Source organism: Streptomyces sp. NPDC094147 (assembly GCF_044764265.1).
In the GTDB taxonomy this organism is placed as follows: domain Bacteria; phylum Actinomycetota; class Actinomycetes; order Streptomycetales; family Streptomycetaceae; genus Streptomyces.
The window spans coordinates 161,034-180,043 of the sequence record NZ_JBIWHT010000008.1 but is presented as its reverse complement, the minus strand read 5'-3'; the positions used below and the strand labels follow the sequence as shown (position 1 = coordinate 180,043).

Genomic DNA, 19,010 nt, shown 5'->3' with positions numbered 1-19,010 from the left:
TATGACAACTGCCGCACTCGAAACCGGAGTAGGGCCGATGCTGCGCGGCTGGCGCGAGCAGCGCCGGATCAGCCAGCTGGAACTCGCGCTGCGCGCCGACTCCTCGGCCCGGCACATCAGCTTCATCGAGACCGGCAGGTCCCGCCCGAGCGAGGACATGGTGCTGCGCCTCGCCGAGCACCTGGAGGTGCCGGTCCGCGAGCGCAACGCGCTGCTCCTGGCGGCCGGTTACGCCCCGCACTATGCGCAGACCCCCCTCGACGACCCGTCGATGAGCTCGCTGCGGGAGGGCATGGAGCGGCTGCTCCAGGCCTACGATCCGTACCCGGCACTGATGGTCGACGCGACGTACACGGTGCTCGCCGCGAACCGCGGCATCGAGATGCTGCTCGAAGGCGTGGCGGGTCATCTGCTGGCGCCGCCGGTGAACGCGATGCGGCTGACGCTCCACCCGGAGGGCCTCGCCCCGCGCATCCGCAATCTGCCGCAGTGGCGCGGCCATCTCCTCGAACAGATGGAACGGCAGATCGCGCTGCTGCGCAGCGACTCGCTGCGCGAGCTGTACGAGGAGGTGGCGGCCCATCCGGTGCCGGCGGCCGGCCGGGAGGAGCCGGGCGAGGCCGGAAACCACCCGGTGTTCCCCTTCGCACTGCCGCTGCGCATCGAAGTGGGCGGCACTGTGCTGTCCTTCATATCGACCATCGCCACGTTCAACACGCCGATGGACGTCACCGTCTCCGAGCTGGCCATCGAAACCTTCCTGCCGGCCGACCCGGAGACGGCGAAGTACCTTCAGTCGCTCATGCCATAGGCGGCACGCGGTCCAGGAACCCGGCGACGGAGCGGATCCGGCCGTCCTCGGCGAGGGTGATCACGTCGAACCCGGCGACCGGCGCCGACCCGTCGGCGACCGACACCAGTTCCCAGCCGAACCGGGCGATGTCGTGGTTCCCGTCGGCAGGGCCGGCCGCGCGGAACTCGAAGCCGGGGAACTGGGCGTGCGCCCCGGCGATCACGGCGGCGACGCCGTCGTGCCCGGCGACCTGGGCGAGCGGGTCGGTGTAGGACCCGTCCTCGGTCCACGCGGCGGCGACAGCCTTGGCGATCTCCTCGGCCGAGCCGGCGTTCCAGGCCTCGAAGTAGCGGGCGACGGCGGTCTCGTAGCGGTTCTCGGACATGAGGATCTCCTCCGTGGGATACGTGGCAACTGGTCGGAAACTCGGGACCCGACCGGAGTGCGCCGCCCGGGTCCCGATGTCCTCAACCTTGCCGGGCGGCGATAGACGGGTCGATTACCCAGGAGGTAATGCGATGGACGACAGCTTGCCGCCCGTGTGCTCGGGCGGCTCGAACGAGCCGGTCTGGTACGCCTCTTACGGCTCCAACATGCGCCTCGACCGCCTCGCCTGCTACATCGAGGGCGGGCGGCCACCGGGGGCGGCCAGGACGTACCCGGGCTGCCGGGACCGTCGCCTGCCCGCCGAGTCCGTTCCGGTGGAGCTGCGCGGGGCGCTCTACTTCGCGACCAGTTCCCCGGTGTGGGGTGGCGGCAGGGCCTTCTACGATCCGCTGGCGGACGGCCGCGTGCTGGCCCGCGCCCATCTCGTCTCGTCGGGCCAGTTCTCCGACATCGCGGCCCAGGAGATGTACCGGGAGCCCGGGGGCGAACTCGACCTCGGGGAGGTGCTGAGCACGGGAAGATCCGTACTCGGCGAGGGGCGGTACGAGACCCTGGTCCGGGCCGGTTGGCTCGACGGTCTGCCCCTGCTCACCTTCACGGCCCCCTGGCGCATGCACGAGGTCGTCTGGACGGCGCCCTCGGAGGCCTATCTCACGCACCTGGCAACTGGCCTGCTGGACATGGGCACTTGGGATGGCGCCGCGGTGGCCGCCTATCTGGCGGCGTGCCCGGGTGCGGCGGGCCGCTGGTCCGAGCGGGCCGTCGCACGCCTCCTGGAGAGCTGACGCGGATGCGGGCCGATATGTACGGGGGTGACACCGGGCACGGGACATGCGGCTCCCGTGCGCGCCCGTTCCCCCGTACGGCCCTTGATCCGGGCGCTCGGCAGGCCTCGGGTGGCAAGATCTGCGCAGAATCGGTGGGTTCGGCATCCCTGGAGTCCCATGTCCGGCAGGTCACGTCCCCGTTTTCGCTGCTGTGTCGCGGCGCTCGCCTTCGCGCTCTCGCTCGGGTGCGCCATGCCCCGGTCTCTGTCCGGCGACGTGGGCCCCGGCCCGTACTGGGTGAACCCCGCAACCTCCGCCGCCGCACAGGCCGCACAGTGGCGCCGGGCCGGACGGAGCGCCGACGCGGCGCTGATGGAGCGGATCTCGCTGCGGCCGCAGGCGCAGTGGCTGCTCCCCGACGGGGTCGAGCAGGAGGTGCGGGGCCTCACCGACGCCGCCTCCCTCGCCGGACGCGTACCGGTGCTCGTCGCGTACAACATTCCGCATCGCGACTGCGGAAGCCACTCGAAGGGTGGCGCGGAGGACGCGGCGGCCTACCGGCAGTGGGTCAAGTCTCTCGCGCGCGGCATCGGGGAGCGCCCGGCCGTCGTGATCGTCGAGCCGGACGCGATCGCACACCTCCTGGGCGGCTGCTCGGCGGCCCCCTCCGACGAGCGTCTGGCCCTACTCGCCTACGCCGTCGGGCAGTTGAAGCGCGGACCCGCGACGAAGGTGTACCTGGACGCGGGCAACTCCGAGTGGATCACCGACACGGGGCAGTTGTCTCGAACGCTGCGGCAGGCGGGCGTCGGGGAGGCCGACGGGTTCTCGCTCAATGTGTCCGCGTTCCAGACGAATGCGTCCAGCGCCGAGTACGGGCACCGCCTGTCGGCCGCGCTCGGCGGCAAGCACTTCGTCGTGGACACCAGCCGCAACGGCAACGGCCCCTACTCCGGCAGTGAGTCCTGGTGCAATCCCCCCGGCCGGGCGCTCGGCACCCCGCCCACCGCGAGCACCGGGGACGCGCTGATCGACGCCTACCTGTGGATCAAGCGCCCCGGATCTTCGGACGGCACCTGCCGCGGCGGTCCGGCGGCGGGCGAGTGGTGGCCCGAGTACGCGCTGGAGCTGGCCCGCGCGGCGAAGGCGTGAGAGCGCCCTCGGGGCTCCACGCGACCATCGCGTGAGAGCGCTCCCGGGCCCGCCACGCGCTTACGCGTGCTGCTTGCGGCCCGCCATCCACGCGTAGACGAGGACGCCCGCGAAGAGGAACAGCACGCCCTGGTAGACGGCCTCGTAGCCGGAGCCCGCGACGAGCCACATCGAGAAGCCGAAGGCCCCTGCCGCCAGGACCGAGTCGCGGATGAGGCGGGAGCGGTGCACGCGCTCGGACTGGCCGGAGACCAGGAAGTAGATCTGGGAGGCGGTCGACAGGAGGTAGGGGACGGTCGCCGTGAAGGTCGTCACCAGGACCAGGGTCTCGAAGACGCCCTTCGATCCCGCGATGTAGTTGTAGACGGTCAGGAGCGAGGCGAGGGCCGCGGTGACCAGGACGCCGACCGTCGGAACGCCGCGCTTCTTCTGCGCGAACACCTTCGGGAAGAGGCCGTCCTTGGCGGCGGCGTACGGGGTCTGGGCGCTCAGCAGGGTCCAGCCGTTGAGGGCGCCGACCATGGAGACGAGGGCGGCGAGGGCGACCGCGGTACCGCCCCAGGAGCCGCCGAACATGGAGTTCACGGCGTCGGTGAAGGGGGCGGTGGAGGCGACGAGCTTGTCGTGCGGGACCGTACCGAACACGGAGAGCGTGCCCAGGAGGTAGATCACGGCGGCGCCCATGGTGCCGAGGATCGTGGCGCGGCCGACGTTGCGGCGCGGGTCGCGGACCTCGCCCGCGCTGACGGCGGCGGACTCGACGCCGAGGTAGCTGAAGAGCAGGATCGCGGCGGAGGCGGATATCGCGCCGAGCCCGGACTGCCCGCCGGTCTGGAAGGGGCCGAGGTTGGCGGGGTCGAAGAAGAACAGTCCGCCCACGGCGACCAGGAGCAGCGGGGCGAACTTCAGCACGGTGGAGACGAGTTGGACCACGCCCACGTACCGGGTGCCCGCGAGGTTGGCGAGGGCCGGGAGCCACTGGAGCAGCAGGGCCGCGGTGATGGTCGCCGCCTTGGAGTGCTGCACGGGTATGAGCACGTCGAGGTAGCCGACGGCGGCGACCGCGAGGGCCGCGTTCGAGACCCAGGTGGTGATCCAGTACGACCAGGCGGCGAGGAACCCGGCGAAGTCGCCGAAGGCCTCGCGGGCGTAGACGTAGGGGCCGCCGGTCTGCGGGTGGCGCTCGGCGAGCCGGCCGAAGACCAGGGCGAGCGCGATCGCGCCCGCGGTGAGGACGCCGAACGCGACCAGGCTGATCGTCCCGAAGGGGGCGACGGAGGCGGGGAGCAGGAAGATTCCGCCGCCGATGATGTTTCCCATGACCAGAGCGGTCGCGATCGGCAGGCCGAATTGCCGTGCGTGCTTGCTCTGGGTTTCTTGCGTGGTCATGGTGGGGTGGCGCGCCTCTCGTACGGGACAAACCTGACCATGGTCGGGTACGGGAGGCACCCCACCAAATCAGCTGGTTTTGTCCTGTCCGGCGCCACCAGAAACCGGAAAAGGTCCTTCCGCTTGGGGTGTTGACAGGGAATTCTCCGTGCCGGCCGGGGAGACGTGGCCGGCCGCCACGCCCACCGTGACCTGCGGCCCCGACCTTCGCGCAGCCAGCGCCGCACCACCCGGTGCACCTGCTCGGCGCCGACATCACGGCGGCCGCGATCACCGCGGTCTCGGGTTCGGCGGCGCCGCGACCGCCGGGGATCAGCGGGAGCGCAACCAGGCGCAGCGAGCACCATCATGGTGAGCGTCGAGACGGCCCACACCACGATCACCAGCAGCAGGGCCCTGCCCGTCGTCCGCCATCGCCCCGCAACCACACCCTGCCACAAGGGCGCAAACGGTCACGGGTGGTGCGTTGTGGTGCGGAGGGTCAGCAGCCGTCGTAGCCGGCGGTGGGCATCGACAGGCGCCGGTGGATGTGCGCCTTGCGCGTCGCGTCGTAGGCGGGCTCGTCCAGTCCGGCCGTCTCCAGGCGCACCCCGCGCCGCGCGCACTCGGCGGAGAACTCCGGCACGGACGTCAACGCCCGTGCCAGGACACGCTCGTTGGGCGCCACGAACACATCGACAAGGCCCGCGTCGACGTCCGTCCAGAGGCCGACGTGGTCCGGACGCAGACCGTAGAAGAGCAGCTGTGTGGTGACCACGTATCCCCGGTCGGCGGCCCAGCGCGCGCACATCTCGTGCTGGCTGCGGGTGTCCACCAGGAAGGGGTCGAGATCGAGTTCTTCGAGCGGGGTCAGGCTGGCGATCGCCGCCACCCGTACGTCGTCCATGGCCGTCCCCCTGTATGAGCCGTCGTGGGCCGACCCTACTCCGACTTCACGGCGGGGAGGAGTAGCCGCAGGAGTGGCAGATCTTCCAGCCGTCCTGGCTCACCGCCAGGACTCCTCCGCAGCGCGGACACTGCTCCGAGTGCGTGGTCACGGGGCGCCTCCCTTCCGGTGCGCCGGGACGCCTACCCCGGCTTCCGCGCTTTGCGCGTGCCGAGATTTCCGCCCGTCGATCTACGCGGTGTCCGGTGGAGATCACCTGGTGGGGTCATGCCACCCGCACGATCGAGGACCGCGGCGTACGGCTGCTGACCGGTGAACCTGGTGCTGCTCCCGGTCGGCGGCTGGGGCCCCGGCCTGGGCCGGGACCATCTGACCCTGCTGATCAGCGGCGCGCCCACGGAGTTGCGCAGGATGCGGCGCGGGCGGCGAGCGGGCTGCTGGGACCAGTGAGAGCGCTCCCGCGCGCCCTCCGGCCCTCTCAGGCCTCCGCCAGCACCTGCGACGCCCCCACCGGCAGGTCCCACAGGTCTTCCCGCGGGTAGCCGGCTCGTTCCCAGGCGGCTCGGACCCGGGTGAGCGGTTCCAGGACGGGCTCGGCGGACAGGACGAAGGCCGCCCAGTGCATCGGGGCCATCCGCCGTGCGCCCAGGTCCGAGAAGGCCTGCACCGCTTCCTCGGGGTCGGCGTGCACGTCCTGGAGCCACCAGCGCGGGGCGTACGCGCCGATGGGGAGCAGCGCCAGGTCGATCCCGGCGTACCGGCGCCCGATCTCCTTGAACCAGTGGCCGTACCCGGTGTCCCCCGCGAAGTAGAGCCTGCGCTGCCGGCGGTCGCCCAGGATCCAGCCGCCCCACAGGGACCGGCAGGTGTCGGTGAGCCGGCGTTTGGACCAGTGGTGGGCCGGTACGAAGTCGAAGCGGACGCCCCGGTATTCCGCGGCCTCCCACCAGTCGAGCTCGGTGACGTGGTGGAAGCGGCGGCGCCGGAACCAGCGTCCGAGGCCGGCCGGGACGAAGAAGGGAGTGTCGCGCGGGAGTCGTTTCAGGGTGGGGGCGTCGAGGTGGTCGTAGTGGTTGTGGCTGATGACGACGGCGTCTACGGGCGGCAGGTCCTCCCAGCGCACGCCGACCGGCGTGATGCGGGCCGGGGTGCCGAGGATGCGCCGCGACCAGACGGGGTCGGTCAGGACGGTGAGTCCGCCGATGCGGATGATCCAGCTGGCGTGTCCGGCCCAGGTCAGGGCGAGCGTGTCGAGGCCGGCGGCGGGCAGTGGTCCCGGGGCGAACGGGAGGTCGGCGATGGCGCGCAGCCCCTCGGGCCCCGGCCGCAGGGCGCCCTCGCGGGCGAGCCGGGCCATGGCGCGCACGCCGGGCAGCGGGGCGGTGAGCCGGTCGGCGAAGGACCGGGGCCAGCGGCGGAGCTCACCGAGCGGCCGCGGCGCCTGGACCGTGTCCGGCGCCGGCGCGAGCGGACGCAGGGCCCCGCCGCTCGCTTCCGTCTGTTCCACCTGCTCCGTCATCGAGGCAACTCCGTTCGGTGGCGGCTCACGGGTCGGTGTCGGCGCGGGCGACGCGTTCCGGTACGGCTCACCGCTCGTCACGGGTCGCGCAGTTCCGCCAGCGCGGCCGCGAGCGCGCTCAACGCCTCGCGTACGTGCGGCAGTTGCAGCGGGTCCGTCGCGCCGAGGGACTCCAGGCGCTGCTCCTGGGTCGAGCCGAGCAGCGGGCCGGTGGCGAGGCGGACACGGAGCGAGCCGAGTTCGTCGCCGAAGCGGTGGCCGCCGGGGGCTGGGGCGGCGAGGCGGGCCGTGAGGTAGTCCTCCAGTTCCATGGAGTCGGTGACGCCTCGGGCGGCGAGGCCGGTGCGGAACGGGCCGAGGTCGGCGTACAGGTGGCGGCCCGCCTGCGGGGGCCGGGCGATGACCCCGGCGTCGAGTACGGCGTGGTGGGCCGCGGCCGCGACGCGCGCGTGGAGTGCCGCCGCCTGCCGGGTCCGGTCGGCGACGGGCGGGGGTTCGGTGAGGGCGAGCGCGGCGGCCGCGGCGATCGGCGCGGCGACGACGGCGCCCAGCGCGGTGAGGATGTCCAGGGTGCGCGCCCGGCGCGTGGCGCTGGGCGCCGTGTCGGGAAAGCGGGCGACGGCGGCGGGCCAGCCGGGCGGGGTGAACGCGCCACCGAGGTCGGCGAGGACGGTCACGTCGTCGGGGCACATCTCGGCGGGGCTGAGCAGCATCGTCTCGTGGGGGCGGTGGACGGTGTCCCGCCAGGTCTCGTCGCTGATGATGTGCAGCCCTTCGCCGATGGCGGCCTCGCAGGCCTCGCGTACGGTCTCGGGCGGCGCGACGGTCGCGGTCGGGTCGTCGGCGACGGAGAGCAGCAGGAGCCGGGGCCTGCCGCCCTCGGCGCGTACCCGGCGAACGGTTTCGAGCAGGGCGTACGGGTCGGGTACGCCACCGCACTCGGCCGGGGTCGGCACGTGGTAGGCGGGCCGGCCGAGCAGCCGGGCCTGCGGGGTCCACCAGGCCGGGCACGGGCGCGGCATCAGCACGTCGCCGCCGTACGCGCCGAGCAGGGCGATCAGGAGGGGCTGGGCGCCCGGGGCGGCGACGACCCGCTGCGGTGCGGTGGGCAGCCCGCGCCGCAGCCAGTAGCCGCACGCGGCCTCGCGCAGTTCGGGTCCGCCGCCGGGCGGCTCGGGCTCGGTGCGTCCCGCGCCGGCCGTGAGCCGCGCGGTGAGTTCCGGGAGCACGGGCAGTCCGGGCCCGGGTGCGGGCGGCCCGTAGCGCACCGGGCCGCGGCCTTCGGCGACCGTCCCCTGCATGCCGTTCCCTCCTCGGGCCCTGTCGGCACCATGAGCCGTGCCTTTCAAGCCTTTATACGGAGGTTTGGCCCGTGCCGCCGCTTGTGCGCCCGCCCGCGAAGGCCCCTGGCGCCCGGTTCGCCCGGGTTCCGGGTCGTACCGGGCGGCTTCAGGCGCGCCGCCCCAGAAGGGCCAGCAGCTTCGTCTGTACGTCGGCGCCGGGCGGCGGGGTGACGGGCTCGGCGAACAGGCCGCTCTTTGAGAGGCCCGCGGCGTACGGGGCGACCTCGCGGGCCGCGAAGTCGACCAGGGCGTCGGGGAGTTGCTCGTCGGCGCCGATCGCGCGCGAGAGGTCCCAGGCGTGCACGACGGCGTCGGTGATCATCTGGGCGCAGTACGCGGCTGTGTGCGTGCGCCCGTAGGAAAGCTGCACCGTACGGTCCATGGCGCCCCGCGCCTTGAACGCCGCGCGGGCCCCTTCGGCGGCGACGTCCCAGGCGGCGACAGGATCCTCACCGAGCACATCGCCGTCGAAGGTGTCGCCGACGTCCGCGATGGTGCGCTGCTCGCTGACGAGCGGCGGCACCCAGAGCTGCTCGGACACGAGGTGGTTGACCAGATCCCGTACGTTCCACTCGGTGCAGGGGGTCGGGGCGCCCCATTGGTCCCGGCGCACCTGATGGACGCGGGAGCCGAAGAGGTCGAGGGCGTCGGCGTGGTGGCGAAGGGCAGATCGGCGCTCATCCATACCTCCCACCATCCCCGCACACCCACCGGGCCTCAAGCGCATTACGCCGGGTGGCACCGGGCACCCGCACCCCATGACCCGCTCTGCTCGAAACAGGCGGTTCGGCGCACGCGGCTAGAGCGTGAAGCGTCCGGCCGGCTTGAGGAGGTGCAGCTTTTCGCTGAGTCCGGCCGCGGCGAACGCCTCGACCAGGGTGTCCGGGCCCTGGGTGAAGTGGGCCCAGTGCTCGAAGTGCAGCGGTACGACGTGCCGCGCGCCCAGGATCGCAGCGGCCTCGGCGGCGGCCGCGCTGGACAGTGTGAGGTCGGCGTCGAGCAGCGCGGTGCGGGCGCCGCCCGCGAACAGGACGGCCACGTCCACGGGTCCGAAGCGCTCCGCGATGGTGCGCACGTGGTCGAGGGAGGCGTTGTCGCCGCTGACGTACACCGTGGGCAGGCCGTCCCCGTGCAGGACGAATCCGGTGACCTCGCCGACCACGGGTTCGCTGCCGTCGGGGCCGTGCAGCGCGGGCACGCCGGTGATGCTCAACCGCCCGGTCCGGTACGTCTCCCAGGTGGGCAGCACCGTGACGCGGTCGCCGAGTCTGCCGTGCGCGGCGGCCGTGGAGAGCACGACGGGAGCCCGGTCGAGGTAGTCGCGGCCGGACCGGTCGAGGTTGTCGGGGTGCTGGTCGTGCGAGAGCAGCACCAGGTCGGGGGCGCCGATCTCCTCGGCTCCGATGCCGGGCCCGGCACTCTTGACCAGCTTGCGCTGCCCGATGGGGTAGTCGCCGGGGGCGTCGAAGGTGGGGTCGGTGACCAGCCGCACCCCGCCGATCTCGATGACGGCGGTGGGGCCGCCCACGTACTGGATGGCGAGATCGCTCATGATTCCCTCCCGAGTTGATCACTGCCTGGCGGGGGGACAACCCGGTCCGGCACCGGCCTATTCCCGTCGAGCGCCCCGCGGCTTGCCGCCCGTGCGGTGGGAGGCGACCCAAGGGGCGTGTCCATATCGCAAGACATGGATCTCACCATCCGGCCAGCCGTTCTAAAGTGGCAGCACCACCAGGGCAGTTCACCGAAAGGGAGTCCGGTCATGTCGCAGGAGACGCCTCGGGCAGCGGCGCGCGAGACCGCCGTCTACACCCACGGCCACCACGAGTCCGTACTGCGCTCGCACACCTGGCGCACCGCGGCCAACTCGGCCGCCTACCTCGTCGGTGAACTGAAGCCGCACATGCGGGTCCTGGACATCGGCTGCGGACCGGGGACCATCTCGGCCGATCTGGCCGCGCTGGTGCCGGACGGCCATGTGACGGCGGTGGACCACGCGCCGGGCATCGTCGAGCAGGCGCGCGCTCACGCGGCCGGACGCGGCCTGGAGAACATGTCGTTCGCCGTCGCGGACGTTCACGCGCTGGACTTCCCGGACGACACGTTCTGCGTCGTGCACGCGCATCAGGTGCTGCAACACGTCGGCGACCCGGTGCTGGCGCTGCGCGAGATGCGCCGGGTCACCCGGCCGGGCGGGATCGTCGCGGTCCGCGACAGCGACTACGGCGCGTTCACCTGGTTCCCCGAGACACCCGCACTGGACGGCTGGCTGGAGCTGTACCGCCGGGTCGCCCGCGCCAACGGCGGCGAGCCGGATGCCGGGCGGCGTCTCAAGTCCTGGGCGCTGAAGGCCGGTTACTCCGACATCAGGTCCTCCGCGAGCACATGGTGCTTCGCCACCGAGGAGGAGCGCGCCTGGTGGAGCGGGCTGTGGGCGGACCGTACGGTCGCCTCCGCGTACGCGGGCCTGGCGGTGGACGGCGGTCATGCCACAGCTGCCGAACTGACCGCGATCTCCGAGGCCTGGCGCGCCTGGGGTGCGCGGGACGACGCCTGGTTCATGGTCCCGCACGGCGAGATCCTCTGCCGCGTGTGACCGGACGCTCGGCAGACGCACCGGTGCGGCGGCTTGCCTGCGCGATGCGATCAGCGTTGCCCCGAGGGCGGGTGTGCCCACGGATGACGGCGTCGCGGTAGAAGTTGTCCGAACGGCGAGATCCTCTGTCGCGTACGGCAAGGCCGCCGGCTCCGGGCGCCCGGATCGCCCGCCTCGGACGATCTCCCCCAACTAGGCTTCGGCGCATGGACATTCTCGGAACCACGCTGCGCATCTGCGTCTCCGACCTGGAGAGCGCGATCGTCTTCTACGAGCGCGTCACCGGCACTCGGGCGCTCCGCTTCGACCGGGGCGGCGTGTCCGTCGCCGCCGTCGGCTGCTTCCTGCTGATGAGCGGGCCCGAAGAGGAGATCGAAGTACTGCGGAAGGTGGCGGCGACGGTGGCGGTCAAGGACGTGGACGAGGCGCACACCACCCTCACCGAGGCCGGCGCCCGCATCATCGCGGGCCCGGTCCCGACCCCGGTGGGCCGCAACCTGATCGCCCTCCACCCCGACGGCTCGGTCTTCGAGTACGTGGACCGCAAACCCGTCCAGTGATCTGCGGTCCGGGGGCGCTCAGAGCCTGTGCAGAGGCGCACCCTAGGGGGTGTCCGGTGGGTCAGGGTCGGACAGGGCGCGGCGGCTGGTGCGGTGCATCGCAAGGCGCCGGAGCGGCCTGATAGCGGAGCTATCGGGACGTTTCGGCAACGCGGCGAGGTGCCGTGCCAGCCGCCGCGACCCCGGCCATGACCCACCGGACACCCCCTAACCCGGCCCCGGCCGCATCCGGTACTCATATCTGTCGGGGAGCGGATCGTCGGTGAGGTGGGTCCATACGTCGTTCAGGGTCTCCTCGCCCTCGCGCAGGTCGGCGACCTCGAAGCCCGTGTCGAAGAGGGCGCGGGCGGCGGCCGGGGCGCCCTCCGCCAGGAGGAGTTGGGCCTCGATGAGGCGGAACCGGCCGCGGTCGCGGACCGGGGGGCGCAGTCGGCCCCAGAGCGCTCGGGCCTCCTCGTGGCGGTGCTCGGCCAGCAGCGTCTCGATGGCTTCGCGGCCCAGCGCGGCGGAGGCGGCCGTCCACTGGGCGCCCTCCCTGCGTTCCTCGCAGAAGTCGTCGAAGGCCTCGGCGTAGCGGTCGGCGGCCCGGCCGGTGTTGCCGGACAGCCGGTCCGCGACGGCGAGGCAGCGCAGCAACGGCCAGCGGGACGGGGCGAGTTGAAGGCCGCGTTCCCAGCTGCGGACGGCCTGGGCGTGGTCGCCCGCATGCCACTGGGCGACGCCCAGGTGGTATTCGGTGAGCGGGTCGGCGGGTGCCGTCTCCAGCATGTCGCGCCAGTGCGGGGCGACCAGGGTGGGTCCCGGCGGGGTCACCTTGCGCGGCTCCGGAAGGACACCGGTGCGCAGCAACTCCAGCCAGGGACGCTGTTCCTGAGTCAGCGTCACTTCGGGGAATGGGGTGCCGGGCAGCTTCATTCCCGTACGCAGGACTTCGAGGGCGCCCCAGCCCGATCCGGTGGCCAGGCGCTCACCGGGTTCGGCGTCGGCGAACGGACGCCAGGCGGCGTACGCCTCGTCCACCGCGGCGCGCGGAAGGGCCTGCTCCAGTCTGCCGGCCACCTCGGCGCGGGCGGCCTTCCAGTCGGCGCCGTGCACGACGGGCCCCTCTGCGGACAGCGGCCCGTACGCCTCCAACCAGGCGAACTCGGCACCCGAATCGAGCGGAACGTGCTCCAGTTGGGTCCGGGCGAGGCCCGCCTGTATCTCGGCGTATCCGCAGGTGCCCGGCTCGGTCAGCCACTGCTGCCAGTGGCGGCCGCCGCGCCCCGCGCCCCACAGGAAGAGCTTGCGGCCGCGCAGGGTGTCCGTGGAGGTCTGGACGAGCCCCCGGCCGCTCTCGTCCAGTGAGGCGATCCAGCGGCGGGCGCCGTCGGGGACTTCGTAGAAGTAGTCGGCGGGGTACTCGCTGCGCAGCGGATAGGTGCGGTCCGCGCCGTCGCATGCAGGGACGGGCACGCGGCGCAGGGCGTGTTCGTACCCGAAGTGCCAGGCCTCGTCGGCCGGGGCGACGATCCGGGTGCGCTCGCCCTCCTCGACCGCGATGTTGGACCACCAGTAGACGGGCGCGGTCTTCTCGTGCGGATTGCGGATGCGGACGCCCACGTACAGGAAGTCGGAGTCGTCGGGGAGCCAGAGGTCCACCTGGAAGGGGAGGTCGCGCAGCCGCTCCCACTCCCACAGGCGGAGCATGTCGCCGCCGTCCGGAGCCGGGACCAGGGCCGCGTGGACGGGGGCGCAGGACAGGGTGGTGTGGCCGGTGGCGCCGATGTTCCACTCGATGCCGCCGGAGAACCAGGCGCCGTTGAGCGCGAAGTCGGCGGGCTGGAACACCGGGTTGGTGTAGAGCAGTTCGCGGCCGGTCGGCTTGTGGAGCAGGGAGTGCACGCGGCCGCCGAGGCCCGGCAGCACGGTGGCGCGCAGCCGGTCGTTCTCGATCACGATCGAGTCGAGCTCGACCGCGGTCCGCTCCCGCCCGTAGCCGTCCAGCACGCGCACGGGCAGCAGCGTCTCCAGCGGCTCGTACCCGATCTGGCGGGCCATGTCCCGGGGCAGCCCGTCGCGCGCCTTCTCGTCGAGAACGTGCGTCTCGTCGCGCGGCCGCAGCGCGGGCAGGGGGTTCGGCTCGCCCAACGGGGCGCCGGGCAGGGTCAGTACGGCACGTCGCACAGTCGTGGCCAAGGCAACCTCACTCCCTCGTGCGGGGCCCCGGCAGCCCTTTCGGCCGACCCCCCGATGACCATGGAACACCGCGGCACTGACAACGGCCAGAGGACCACCCGGTCAGGATTGCGCAAAGGCCGTGAATTGCGTGCGGCCCGTGGAATATCGGTCGACACCCTTGCGCCCATCGGCGACGATCTACGCGCAACGGACGTGCGGTACGGAAGGACAGCGGGACATGAGCGAGCGGCACACCTACCGGGTCATCGTGCGCGGCGTGTGGGACGGGCTGAGCGAGGCCTCGCGGGCGCGGCTGCTCGCCGAGGTGGACGACCACGGGCTGACCGCGATGACCTTCACCGAGGAGGGCTCGCTCGCCTACGACCGGACGCTGAAGCACTTCTCGTGGCGGTTCACCGTCGTCTCGGACGCCGCCGACGGCGAGGAGATGGCCGGTGCGATCGCCGAGGACCGGGCGGAGTCCGCGCTGGAGGCGCTCGGTCACGGGTTCCGCGATCTGCGGTCGACCGTGACCGATCTCGACACGATGAAGATCAACTACAAGGGCGGACGGCGCTAGGGGGTGTACGACCCTGGCCCGCCGGACACGCCCTGGCCGACGGCTCGCTCGCTCCGCTCGGTCATCTCCTTGGTGACCGCCCACCGCTCGTGGTCGCGCCAGGCGCCGTCCAGGAAGAGGAAGTCCGGCGAGTAGCCCTCCAGACGGAATCCGGCCCTGCGGACCAGCTTGATGGAGCCTTCGTTGGCGGGCTGGATGTTCGCTTCGAGGCGGTGCAGGCCGAGCGCTCCGAACGCGTACCGGATGACGAGCGCGAGGCCTTCGCTCATCAGGCCGCGCCCGGCGGCGGGCCCGAAGGCGCCGTAGCCGATCGCTCCGCTCAGGAAGGCCCCCTCGACCACGTTGTTGATGTTGATGAATCCGGCGATGCGGCCGCCGTCCCGCTCGCACACCAGGAAGCCGTGCCTGGCCGGGTCGTTGATGAGCCGGTCCGCGTACATCGCGTACGCCTCGGCGTCGGTCGGCGGGAAGAGCCAGGGTGCGTGCAGGGAGCGGCTCGCCGCGGCGAGGGCGGTGAACTCCTCGGAGTCCTGGCGGGTGAAGTTCCGTATGCCCACGCGGGGGCCCTCGGCGAGGAAGCCAGCCTCATTTCGCATCGGGCCAGGTTACTGACCTGCCCGCAGGCGCATCACTTGCTCCGTCTCCTCATGAAGTAGCCGCCGCAGCCGAGCCCCACCACGAACACCGCGAGCAGCGCGAGGTACAGGGGCATGGAGACTTCCGGGATCAGCAGCCGGATCTTGACCTGGCGGGTGTTCTCGAAGATGAAGACGAGCGCCAGGACGCCGAGCGCGAGGACCGCGATCCTGGCCGGCGTGAGCGCGCCGCCCGCCCTGCCCTTCGCGCTGCCGCCCGCCTTGGTCCTCGTACCGCTCGACGCGTCCTTGGGGCTCATGGCCGGCCCTTTCTGGGGTGTGGTGCCGCCGCTCCCCTTCCGCCCAGGTTGACGGATCCGCCGCTACGGGGTGCGGTGGAGCGGTCCGTACGGGTGAGCGCACAACGGGCGGGTCACCTTGTCAGACAAGTGGGGGTGGGGCATGCTGGGCCCTCCGGTACACGGAGGGCAGGTTCATGGCAGTGAGCGGGCAGCAGCGCAGGCCGGTCGTCGCGCTGTACGAGCGGATCGCGGACGCGATCCACGACGGCACCTATCCCCCGGGCTCCACCCTGCCCTCGGAGCCGAAGCTCGCGGGCGAACTCGGCGTGAGCCGCCCCGCCCTGCGCGAGGCGCTGCTCCTGCTCCAGGAGGACGGGCTGCTCTCGGTGCGGCGCGGGGTGGGCCGCACCGTCAACGACCGGCCGCCCAGGCGCGGCTTCGAACAGCTCCAGCCGCTCGACGAGCTGCTGGGTCCGGTCCGGGTGCGGGCCCTGCTGCGCAGCCGGGAGGAGCCCACCGACTTCACCACCCAGCACCTGCTCGCGCCCGCCGGATCGGAGCTGCGGTTCTGGGAGTCCGTCCTGGTCGGGGAGAGCCTCGCGGTCGCCCTGAGCCATGAATGGGCGGCGCCCGAGGACGTACTGGAGCGGCTGCACCCGAGGTTCGGCGAGGCCCTGTCCGCCGAGCCCGCGTCCTCGATGCTCACCGTCCTCGTAGAGGCTTCTCGGGGGATGCCGCTGAGCGCGCACAGCGGGGTGAGCGCCACGCTGCTGGGCCGCCGCAGGGGCGAGCAGCTGGACCGCCCGGCGGACACCCCGGCCGTGCTGATCACGCAGGTGGTACGGGTCGACGGCACCCCGGTCATGGCCGCCAAGCACATGCTCCCGACGGGCGCGCCGGCCCTCCCGGTGCTCCAGTCGAACTGAGCGGTCCGGTGGAAGTCCGGTGCGGCGTCGCGCCCTGAAGGAGCGCCGGGAACTGCGACCGGCCACGGCCCGCCCGCAGCCGGCGAACGCCGCTTCCCCCAGAGCGCTTGGTACGCCCCGGGCGGTCCGCGCCCAGGACGCTGTACACTCCCGCCTCATGCACTTGTCAGACAACCCTGCCGCCGCCGCTTCGGTCTCCCCCGCGGACTGGATACGCCGCGCCCCGAAGGCCGTCCTCCACGACCACCTCGACGGCGGGCTGCGCCCGGCCACCATCATCGAGCTGGCACGCGCCTGCGGATATGCGGGCCTGCCCACCGAGGACCCGGCCGAGCTGGCGCTCTGGTTCCGCGACGCCGCGGACTCCGGCTCCCTGGAGCGGTACCTGGAGACCTTCGCCCACACCTGCGCGGTGATGCAGACCCGCGAGGCGCTGCACCGCATCGCGGCCGAGTGCGCCGAGGACCTGGCGGCCGACGGGGTGGTCTACGCGGAGGTGCGGTACGCGCCCGAGCAGCACCTGGAGCGCGGCCTGACCCTGGACGAGGTCGTGGACGCGGTCAACGAGGGCTTCCGGGCGGGCGAGCACCGCACCGGCGGCCGCATCACCGTCCGCGCGCTGCTCACCGGCATGCGCCACACCCGACGTTCCCTTGAGATAGCCGAGCTCACCGTCGCCCACCGCGAGCGCGGCGTCGCGGGCTTCGACATCGCGGGCGGCGAGATCGGCAACCCGCCCGCCGAGCACCTGCCCGCCTTCCAGCACCTGAAGCGGGCCAACTGCCACTTCACGATTCACGCCGGTGAGGCCGTCGGCGCCGAGTCGGTGCACGAGGCGGTCCAGGTGTGCGGCGCCGAGCGCATCGGGCACGGGGTGCGGATCACCGACGACATCGCCGCCGACGGCACCCTGGGCCACCTGGCCGCGTACATCCGGGACAACCGGATCGCCCTGGAGGTCTGCCCGACCTCCAACCTCCAGACCGGCGCGGCCCTTTCGTACGAGAAGCACCCGATCGACGAGCTGCGCAGGCTCGGCTTCACGGTCACCCTCAACACCGACAACCGCCTGGTGTCCGGCACGACCATGAGCGAGGAGTTCCAGCACATGGCGGACGCCTTCGGCTACGGCCCGGAGGTCTTCGAGGAGTTCACCGTCGCCGCGGTCGAGGCGGCGTTCCTGCCGCTGCCGGAACGCCGTCGCATCATCGACGAGATCGTGCGTCCCGGCTACGCGGAGATCAGTTCAACCTCCCGTTGACGATGGGCAGTTGGAGCGTCCCCGTACCGTCGGGGGCGCTGAGGACCGTCACCGGCTTGACGCCCTTGTTGCCGAGGTAGGAGTCGTCGCTCGCGGCGATCACGAACTCGATGCGGTGCCCGGTCTCGTAGCGGTGCGCGATGCCGGGCAGCGCGACGGTGAACGGCCGGGTCACGTCCGGCACCCGCACCGGCGCGATCAGCCGGCGGACCAGCGTCTTGGTGCCGTCGGGGGCGACGTCGTACAGCTTGGCGAAGAGCACGAGCTTGTCGGCGGCGTCGCCGGAGTTCTGCACCTTCTCGGTCTTCGGCGAGACGACCTTGAGGGTGGCCTTCGCCGAGCCGACCATGTCGACGGGCGCCTTCACTGGGTCGGTGTCCCAGCCGAGGTAGGTGCCCGGCGTGTCGTACGGCTGGGGGTCGGGCAGGCCGATCAGGCCGGCAATTGGACTCTCCGAATGGCTCGTCGGGACGAGCCAGTTGGTGTACTCGCGACTGCCGCGCACCACCTTCGAGCGGGTGCCGACCAGCTTGCCGTCGCCGGAGAGGTAGACCTTCTGCGAGAGCGCGGGCACGGCCGCGGCCTCGCCGTAGCCGCTCCGCCAGTCGCGGTAGTAGGCGAAGGCGGGCCCGGTGTCGGTGTGCTTCTGCTTGCGGAGATAGCGGTCGAACCAGGCGAGGATGCGCTTGCCGGTGTAGCTGGTCTCCAGGTTGCCCTCGGCCAGGTTGAGTTCACCGGGCGCCTGGCCGCCACTGTGGCCCCAGGACTGCCAGATCATCTTGGTGGTGGTGCCCTGCTCCTTGAGCGTGTTGTACGTCGCCGTGGCCTCGTTGAGGTTGAACAGGTTGTCGCTCTGGCCCTGGATGAGCAGGGTCGGCGCCTGGACCCGGTCGAGGTAGCTGACCGGGGAGACGCTGCGGGCGTAGCGCTGCATCGCGGCGGTGGGGGCGGCCCGGTAGCGGCCCGAGTTGAGCAGCCCGATGGTCTTGCAGGCGTCGGGCACGAAGTGCACACAGCCGAGCGAGCCCCAGCGGGACGGGTCGAGGTTGGGCAGCGTGATGGGCTGGCTCTCGCCCATGAGGTAGAACCCGTTGGTCCACTGCCACTTGAAGGCGCCGGGCACCTTGGGGTCGCCCGCGTTGTTGGGGTCGAGCGCGTACGACAGGTCGTTCCAGGTGATCAGCGGGACGAGGGCGTCGACGCGGTGGTCGACGGCGGCCGTGGCCATCTGGATGGCGCCGCCGTACGAGCCGCCGATCATTCCGACCCGCGGGTCGTCCGGGCCGTCCTGGGTGACGAAGTCGATGCGCGTGCCGTCGTCGGCGGCGCGGGACCCGGCCAGGAAGTCGATCAGGCGGGAGGCCGCGCGCCCGTCGATGCCCGGGTCGTCCAGGGAGATCAGGCATCCCGACGTGCCGAAGCCGAGCCCCGAGTAGGCGAGGGCGACATAGCCGCGGGCGGCGAACGCCTTGGCGGTGGCGTCGGTCGAGCCGTCCGACTTGCTGCCGCCGAACCCGTTGGTGGTGAGTACGGCGGGCGCCGGGTGCGCCTTGTCGACACCGGCCGGACGGTAGAGGTCGGCGTCGACCGCGCAGGTCCGGCCGCCCACCTGGACCGTGAACTTCAGTGCGCTGACGGTGACTTGGCCGTCCGTCTTGGCGACGGCCGGTGCGGCCGCCAGCAGCGGTAGGGCGAGCGCCGCGCCGAGGGCGGTCGCCAGCGACTTGCGGATCGCGGGTACGGTACGGCGACGGGTCACGGCGTCCTCCCCAGGAGAGCCGGACCTCCCGCGTGGCAGGTCCGGGCGCCCTCAT

General features: G+C 72.3%; 21 protein-coding genes and 1 pseudogene. 10 read left to right on the top strand and 12 right to left on the bottom strand.

Annotated elements, in window-relative coordinates:
* Window position 1: 1 nt before the first annotated feature.
* Window positions 2-811, top strand: coding sequence for a helix-turn-helix domain-containing protein (locus tag ACIQ8J_RS15530; RefSeq protein ID WP_403272210.1), 810 nt, complete (start codon window positions 2-4; stop codon window positions 809-811).
* On the opposite strand, the gene ACIQ8J_RS15525 is transcribed toward ACIQ8J_RS15530, so the two are convergent.
* Entirely contained in the window at window positions 801-1,178 is a 378-nt protein-coding gene (locus ACIQ8J_RS15525) for a nuclear transport factor 2 family protein (RefSeq protein WP_403272211.1), read from the bottom strand. The two genes, ACIQ8J_RS15530 and ACIQ8J_RS15525, sit on opposite strands and share 11 nt — an antisense overlap.
* 133 nt (window positions 1,179-1,311) lie before the next feature.
* On the opposite strand from ACIQ8J_RS15525, the gene ACIQ8J_RS15520 reads away from it, so the two are divergent.
* Window positions 1,312-1,965, top strand: coding sequence for a histone deacetylase (locus tag ACIQ8J_RS15520; protein ID WP_403272212.1), 654 nt, complete (start codon window positions 1,312-1,314; stop codon window positions 1,963-1,965).
* 234 nt (window positions 1,966-2,199) lie between these two features.
* The gene (locus ACIQ8J_RS15515) at window positions 2,200-3,099 is read left to right on the top strand and encodes a glycoside hydrolase family 6 protein (protein ID WP_403272213.1); all 900 of its coding nucleotides are present in this window, start codon (window positions 2,200-2,202) and stop codon (window positions 3,097-3,099) included.
* Window positions 3,100-3,159: 60 nt separating this feature from the next.
* Here ACIQ8J_RS15515 and ACIQ8J_RS15510 read toward each other — a convergent pair whose 3' ends face one another.
* The 3 genes from ACIQ8J_RS15510 to ACIQ8J_RS15500 form a co-directional block, all read right to left on the bottom strand.
* Window positions 3,160-4,488, bottom strand: coding sequence for an amino acid permease (locus ACIQ8J_RS15510; protein ID WP_403272214.1), 1,329 nt, complete (start codon window positions 4,486-4,488; stop codon window positions 3,160-3,162).
* A 481-nt stretch (window positions 4,489-4,969) separates the two neighbouring features.
* Window positions 4,970-5,374 carry a hypothetical protein gene (locus tag ACIQ8J_RS15505; protein WP_403272215.1) on the bottom strand — a complete coding sequence of 135 codons (405 nt, stop codon included), beginning with the start codon at window positions 5,372-5,374 and terminating at the stop codon, window positions 4,970-4,972.
* Window positions 5,375-5,420: 46 nt separating this feature from the next.
* Complete coding sequence (locus tag ACIQ8J_RS15500; protein ID WP_403272216.1) at window positions 5,421-5,525, bottom strand: NADH pyrophosphatase zinc ribbon domain-containing protein; 105 nt, start codon at window positions 5,523-5,525, stop codon at window positions 5,421-5,423.
* A gap of 64 nt (window positions 5,526-5,589) precedes the next feature.
* On the opposite strand from ACIQ8J_RS15500, the pseudogene ACIQ8J_RS15495 reads away from it, so the two are divergent.
* Window positions 5,590-5,685 (top strand): annotated as a pseudogene (locus tag ACIQ8J_RS15495) (MBL fold metallo-hydrolase); the annotation flags it as partial.
* A gap of 1 nt (window position 5,686) precedes the next feature.
* Window positions 5,687-5,824 carry a hypothetical protein gene (locus ACIQ8J_RS15490; RefSeq protein ID WP_403272362.1) on the top strand — a complete coding sequence of 46 codons (138 nt, stop codon included), beginning with the start codon at window positions 5,687-5,689 and terminating at the stop codon, window positions 5,822-5,824.
* 28 nt (window positions 5,825-5,852) lie between these two features.
* On the opposite strand, the gene ACIQ8J_RS15485 is transcribed toward ACIQ8J_RS15490, so the two are convergent.
* The 4 genes from ACIQ8J_RS15485 to ACIQ8J_RS15470 form a co-directional block, all read right to left on the bottom strand.
* Complete coding sequence (locus ACIQ8J_RS15485; RefSeq protein ID WP_403272217.1) at window positions 5,853-6,893, bottom strand: MBL fold metallo-hydrolase; 1,041 nt, start codon at window positions 6,891-6,893, stop codon at window positions 5,853-5,855.
* Between the two features lie 77 nt (window positions 6,894-6,970).
* Complete coding sequence (locus ACIQ8J_RS15480; RefSeq protein ID WP_403272218.1) at window positions 6,971-8,194, bottom strand: aminotransferase class I/II-fold pyridoxal phosphate-dependent enzyme; 1,224 nt, start codon at window positions 8,192-8,194, stop codon at window positions 6,971-6,973.
* 148 nt (window positions 8,195-8,342) lie between these two features.
* Window positions 8,343-8,921, bottom strand: coding sequence for a TIGR03086 family metal-binding protein (locus ACIQ8J_RS15475; protein WP_403272219.1), 579 nt, complete (start codon window positions 8,919-8,921; stop codon window positions 8,343-8,345).
* Window positions 8,922-9,035: 114 nt separating this feature from the next.
* Window positions 9,036-9,788 carry an MBL fold metallo-hydrolase gene (locus ACIQ8J_RS15470; RefSeq protein ID WP_403272220.1) on the bottom strand — a complete coding sequence of 251 codons (753 nt, stop codon included), beginning with the start codon at window positions 9,786-9,788 and terminating at the stop codon, window positions 9,036-9,038.
* Window positions 9,789-9,998: 210 nt separating this feature from the next.
* Here ACIQ8J_RS15470 and ACIQ8J_RS15465 point away from each other — a divergent pair, with 210 nt between their 5' ends.
* Window positions 9,999-10,832, top strand: a complete 834-nt coding sequence (locus ACIQ8J_RS15465) for a class I SAM-dependent methyltransferase (protein ID WP_403272221.1) — start codon at window positions 9,999-10,001, stop codon at window positions 10,830-10,832.
* A 206-nt stretch (window positions 10,833-11,038) separates the two neighbouring features.
* Window positions 11,039-11,392 (top strand): VOC family protein, encoded by a 354-nt coding sequence (locus tag ACIQ8J_RS15460; protein WP_403272222.1) that lies wholly within the window; start codon window positions 11,039-11,041, stop codon window positions 11,390-11,392.
* A 207-nt stretch (window positions 11,393-11,599) separates the two neighbouring features.
* Here ACIQ8J_RS15460 and ACIQ8J_RS15455 read toward each other — a convergent pair whose 3' ends face one another.
* Window positions 11,600-13,570: a DUF5107 domain-containing protein gene (locus tag ACIQ8J_RS15455; RefSeq protein ID WP_403272223.1), complete on the bottom strand. Its 1,971-nt coding sequence runs from the start codon at window positions 13,568-13,570 to the stop codon at window positions 11,600-11,602.
* A gap of 220 nt (window positions 13,571-13,790) precedes the next feature.
* Here ACIQ8J_RS15455 and ACIQ8J_RS15450 point away from each other — a divergent pair, with 220 nt between their 5' ends.
* A complete protein-coding gene (locus ACIQ8J_RS15450; RefSeq protein ID WP_403272224.1) occupies window positions 13,791-14,132 on the top strand; it encodes a DUF6204 family protein in 342 nt (113 codons plus the stop codon).
* On the opposite strand, the gene ACIQ8J_RS15445 is transcribed toward ACIQ8J_RS15450, so the two are convergent.
* Together ACIQ8J_RS15445 and ACIQ8J_RS15440 are read right to left on the bottom strand one after the other, a co-directional pair.
* Entirely contained in the window at window positions 14,129-14,728 is a 600-nt protein-coding gene (locus tag ACIQ8J_RS15445) for a GNAT family N-acetyltransferase (protein WP_403272225.1), read from the bottom strand. The genes ACIQ8J_RS15450 and ACIQ8J_RS15445 overlap by 4 nt on opposite strands.
* 32 nt (window positions 14,729-14,760) lie before the next feature.
* Window positions 14,761-15,027 (bottom strand): DUF1049 domain-containing protein, encoded by a 267-nt coding sequence (locus ACIQ8J_RS15440; RefSeq protein WP_403272226.1) that lies wholly within the window; start codon window positions 15,025-15,027, stop codon window positions 14,761-14,763.
* Between the two features lie 176 nt (window positions 15,028-15,203).
* Here ACIQ8J_RS15440 and ACIQ8J_RS15435 point away from each other — a divergent pair, with 176 nt between their 5' ends.
* Window positions 15,204-15,935 carry a GntR family transcriptional regulator gene (locus tag ACIQ8J_RS15435; RefSeq protein ID WP_403272227.1) on the top strand — a complete coding sequence of 244 codons (732 nt, stop codon included), beginning with the start codon at window positions 15,204-15,206 and terminating at the stop codon, window positions 15,933-15,935.
* A gap of 157 nt (window positions 15,936-16,092) precedes the next feature.
* Complete coding sequence (locus tag ACIQ8J_RS15430; RefSeq protein ID WP_403272228.1) at window positions 16,093-17,196, top strand: adenosine deaminase; 1,104 nt, start codon at window positions 16,093-16,095, stop codon at window positions 17,194-17,196.
* Here ACIQ8J_RS15430 and ACIQ8J_RS15425 read toward each other — a convergent pair.
* Window positions 17,177-18,955 (bottom strand): CocE/NonD family hydrolase, encoded by a 1,779-nt coding sequence (locus ACIQ8J_RS15425; protein ID WP_403272229.1) that lies wholly within the window; start codon window positions 18,953-18,955, stop codon window positions 17,177-17,179. The genes ACIQ8J_RS15430 and ACIQ8J_RS15425 overlap by 20 nt on opposite strands.
* Between the last annotated feature and the right edge of the window lie 55 nt (window positions 18,956-19,010).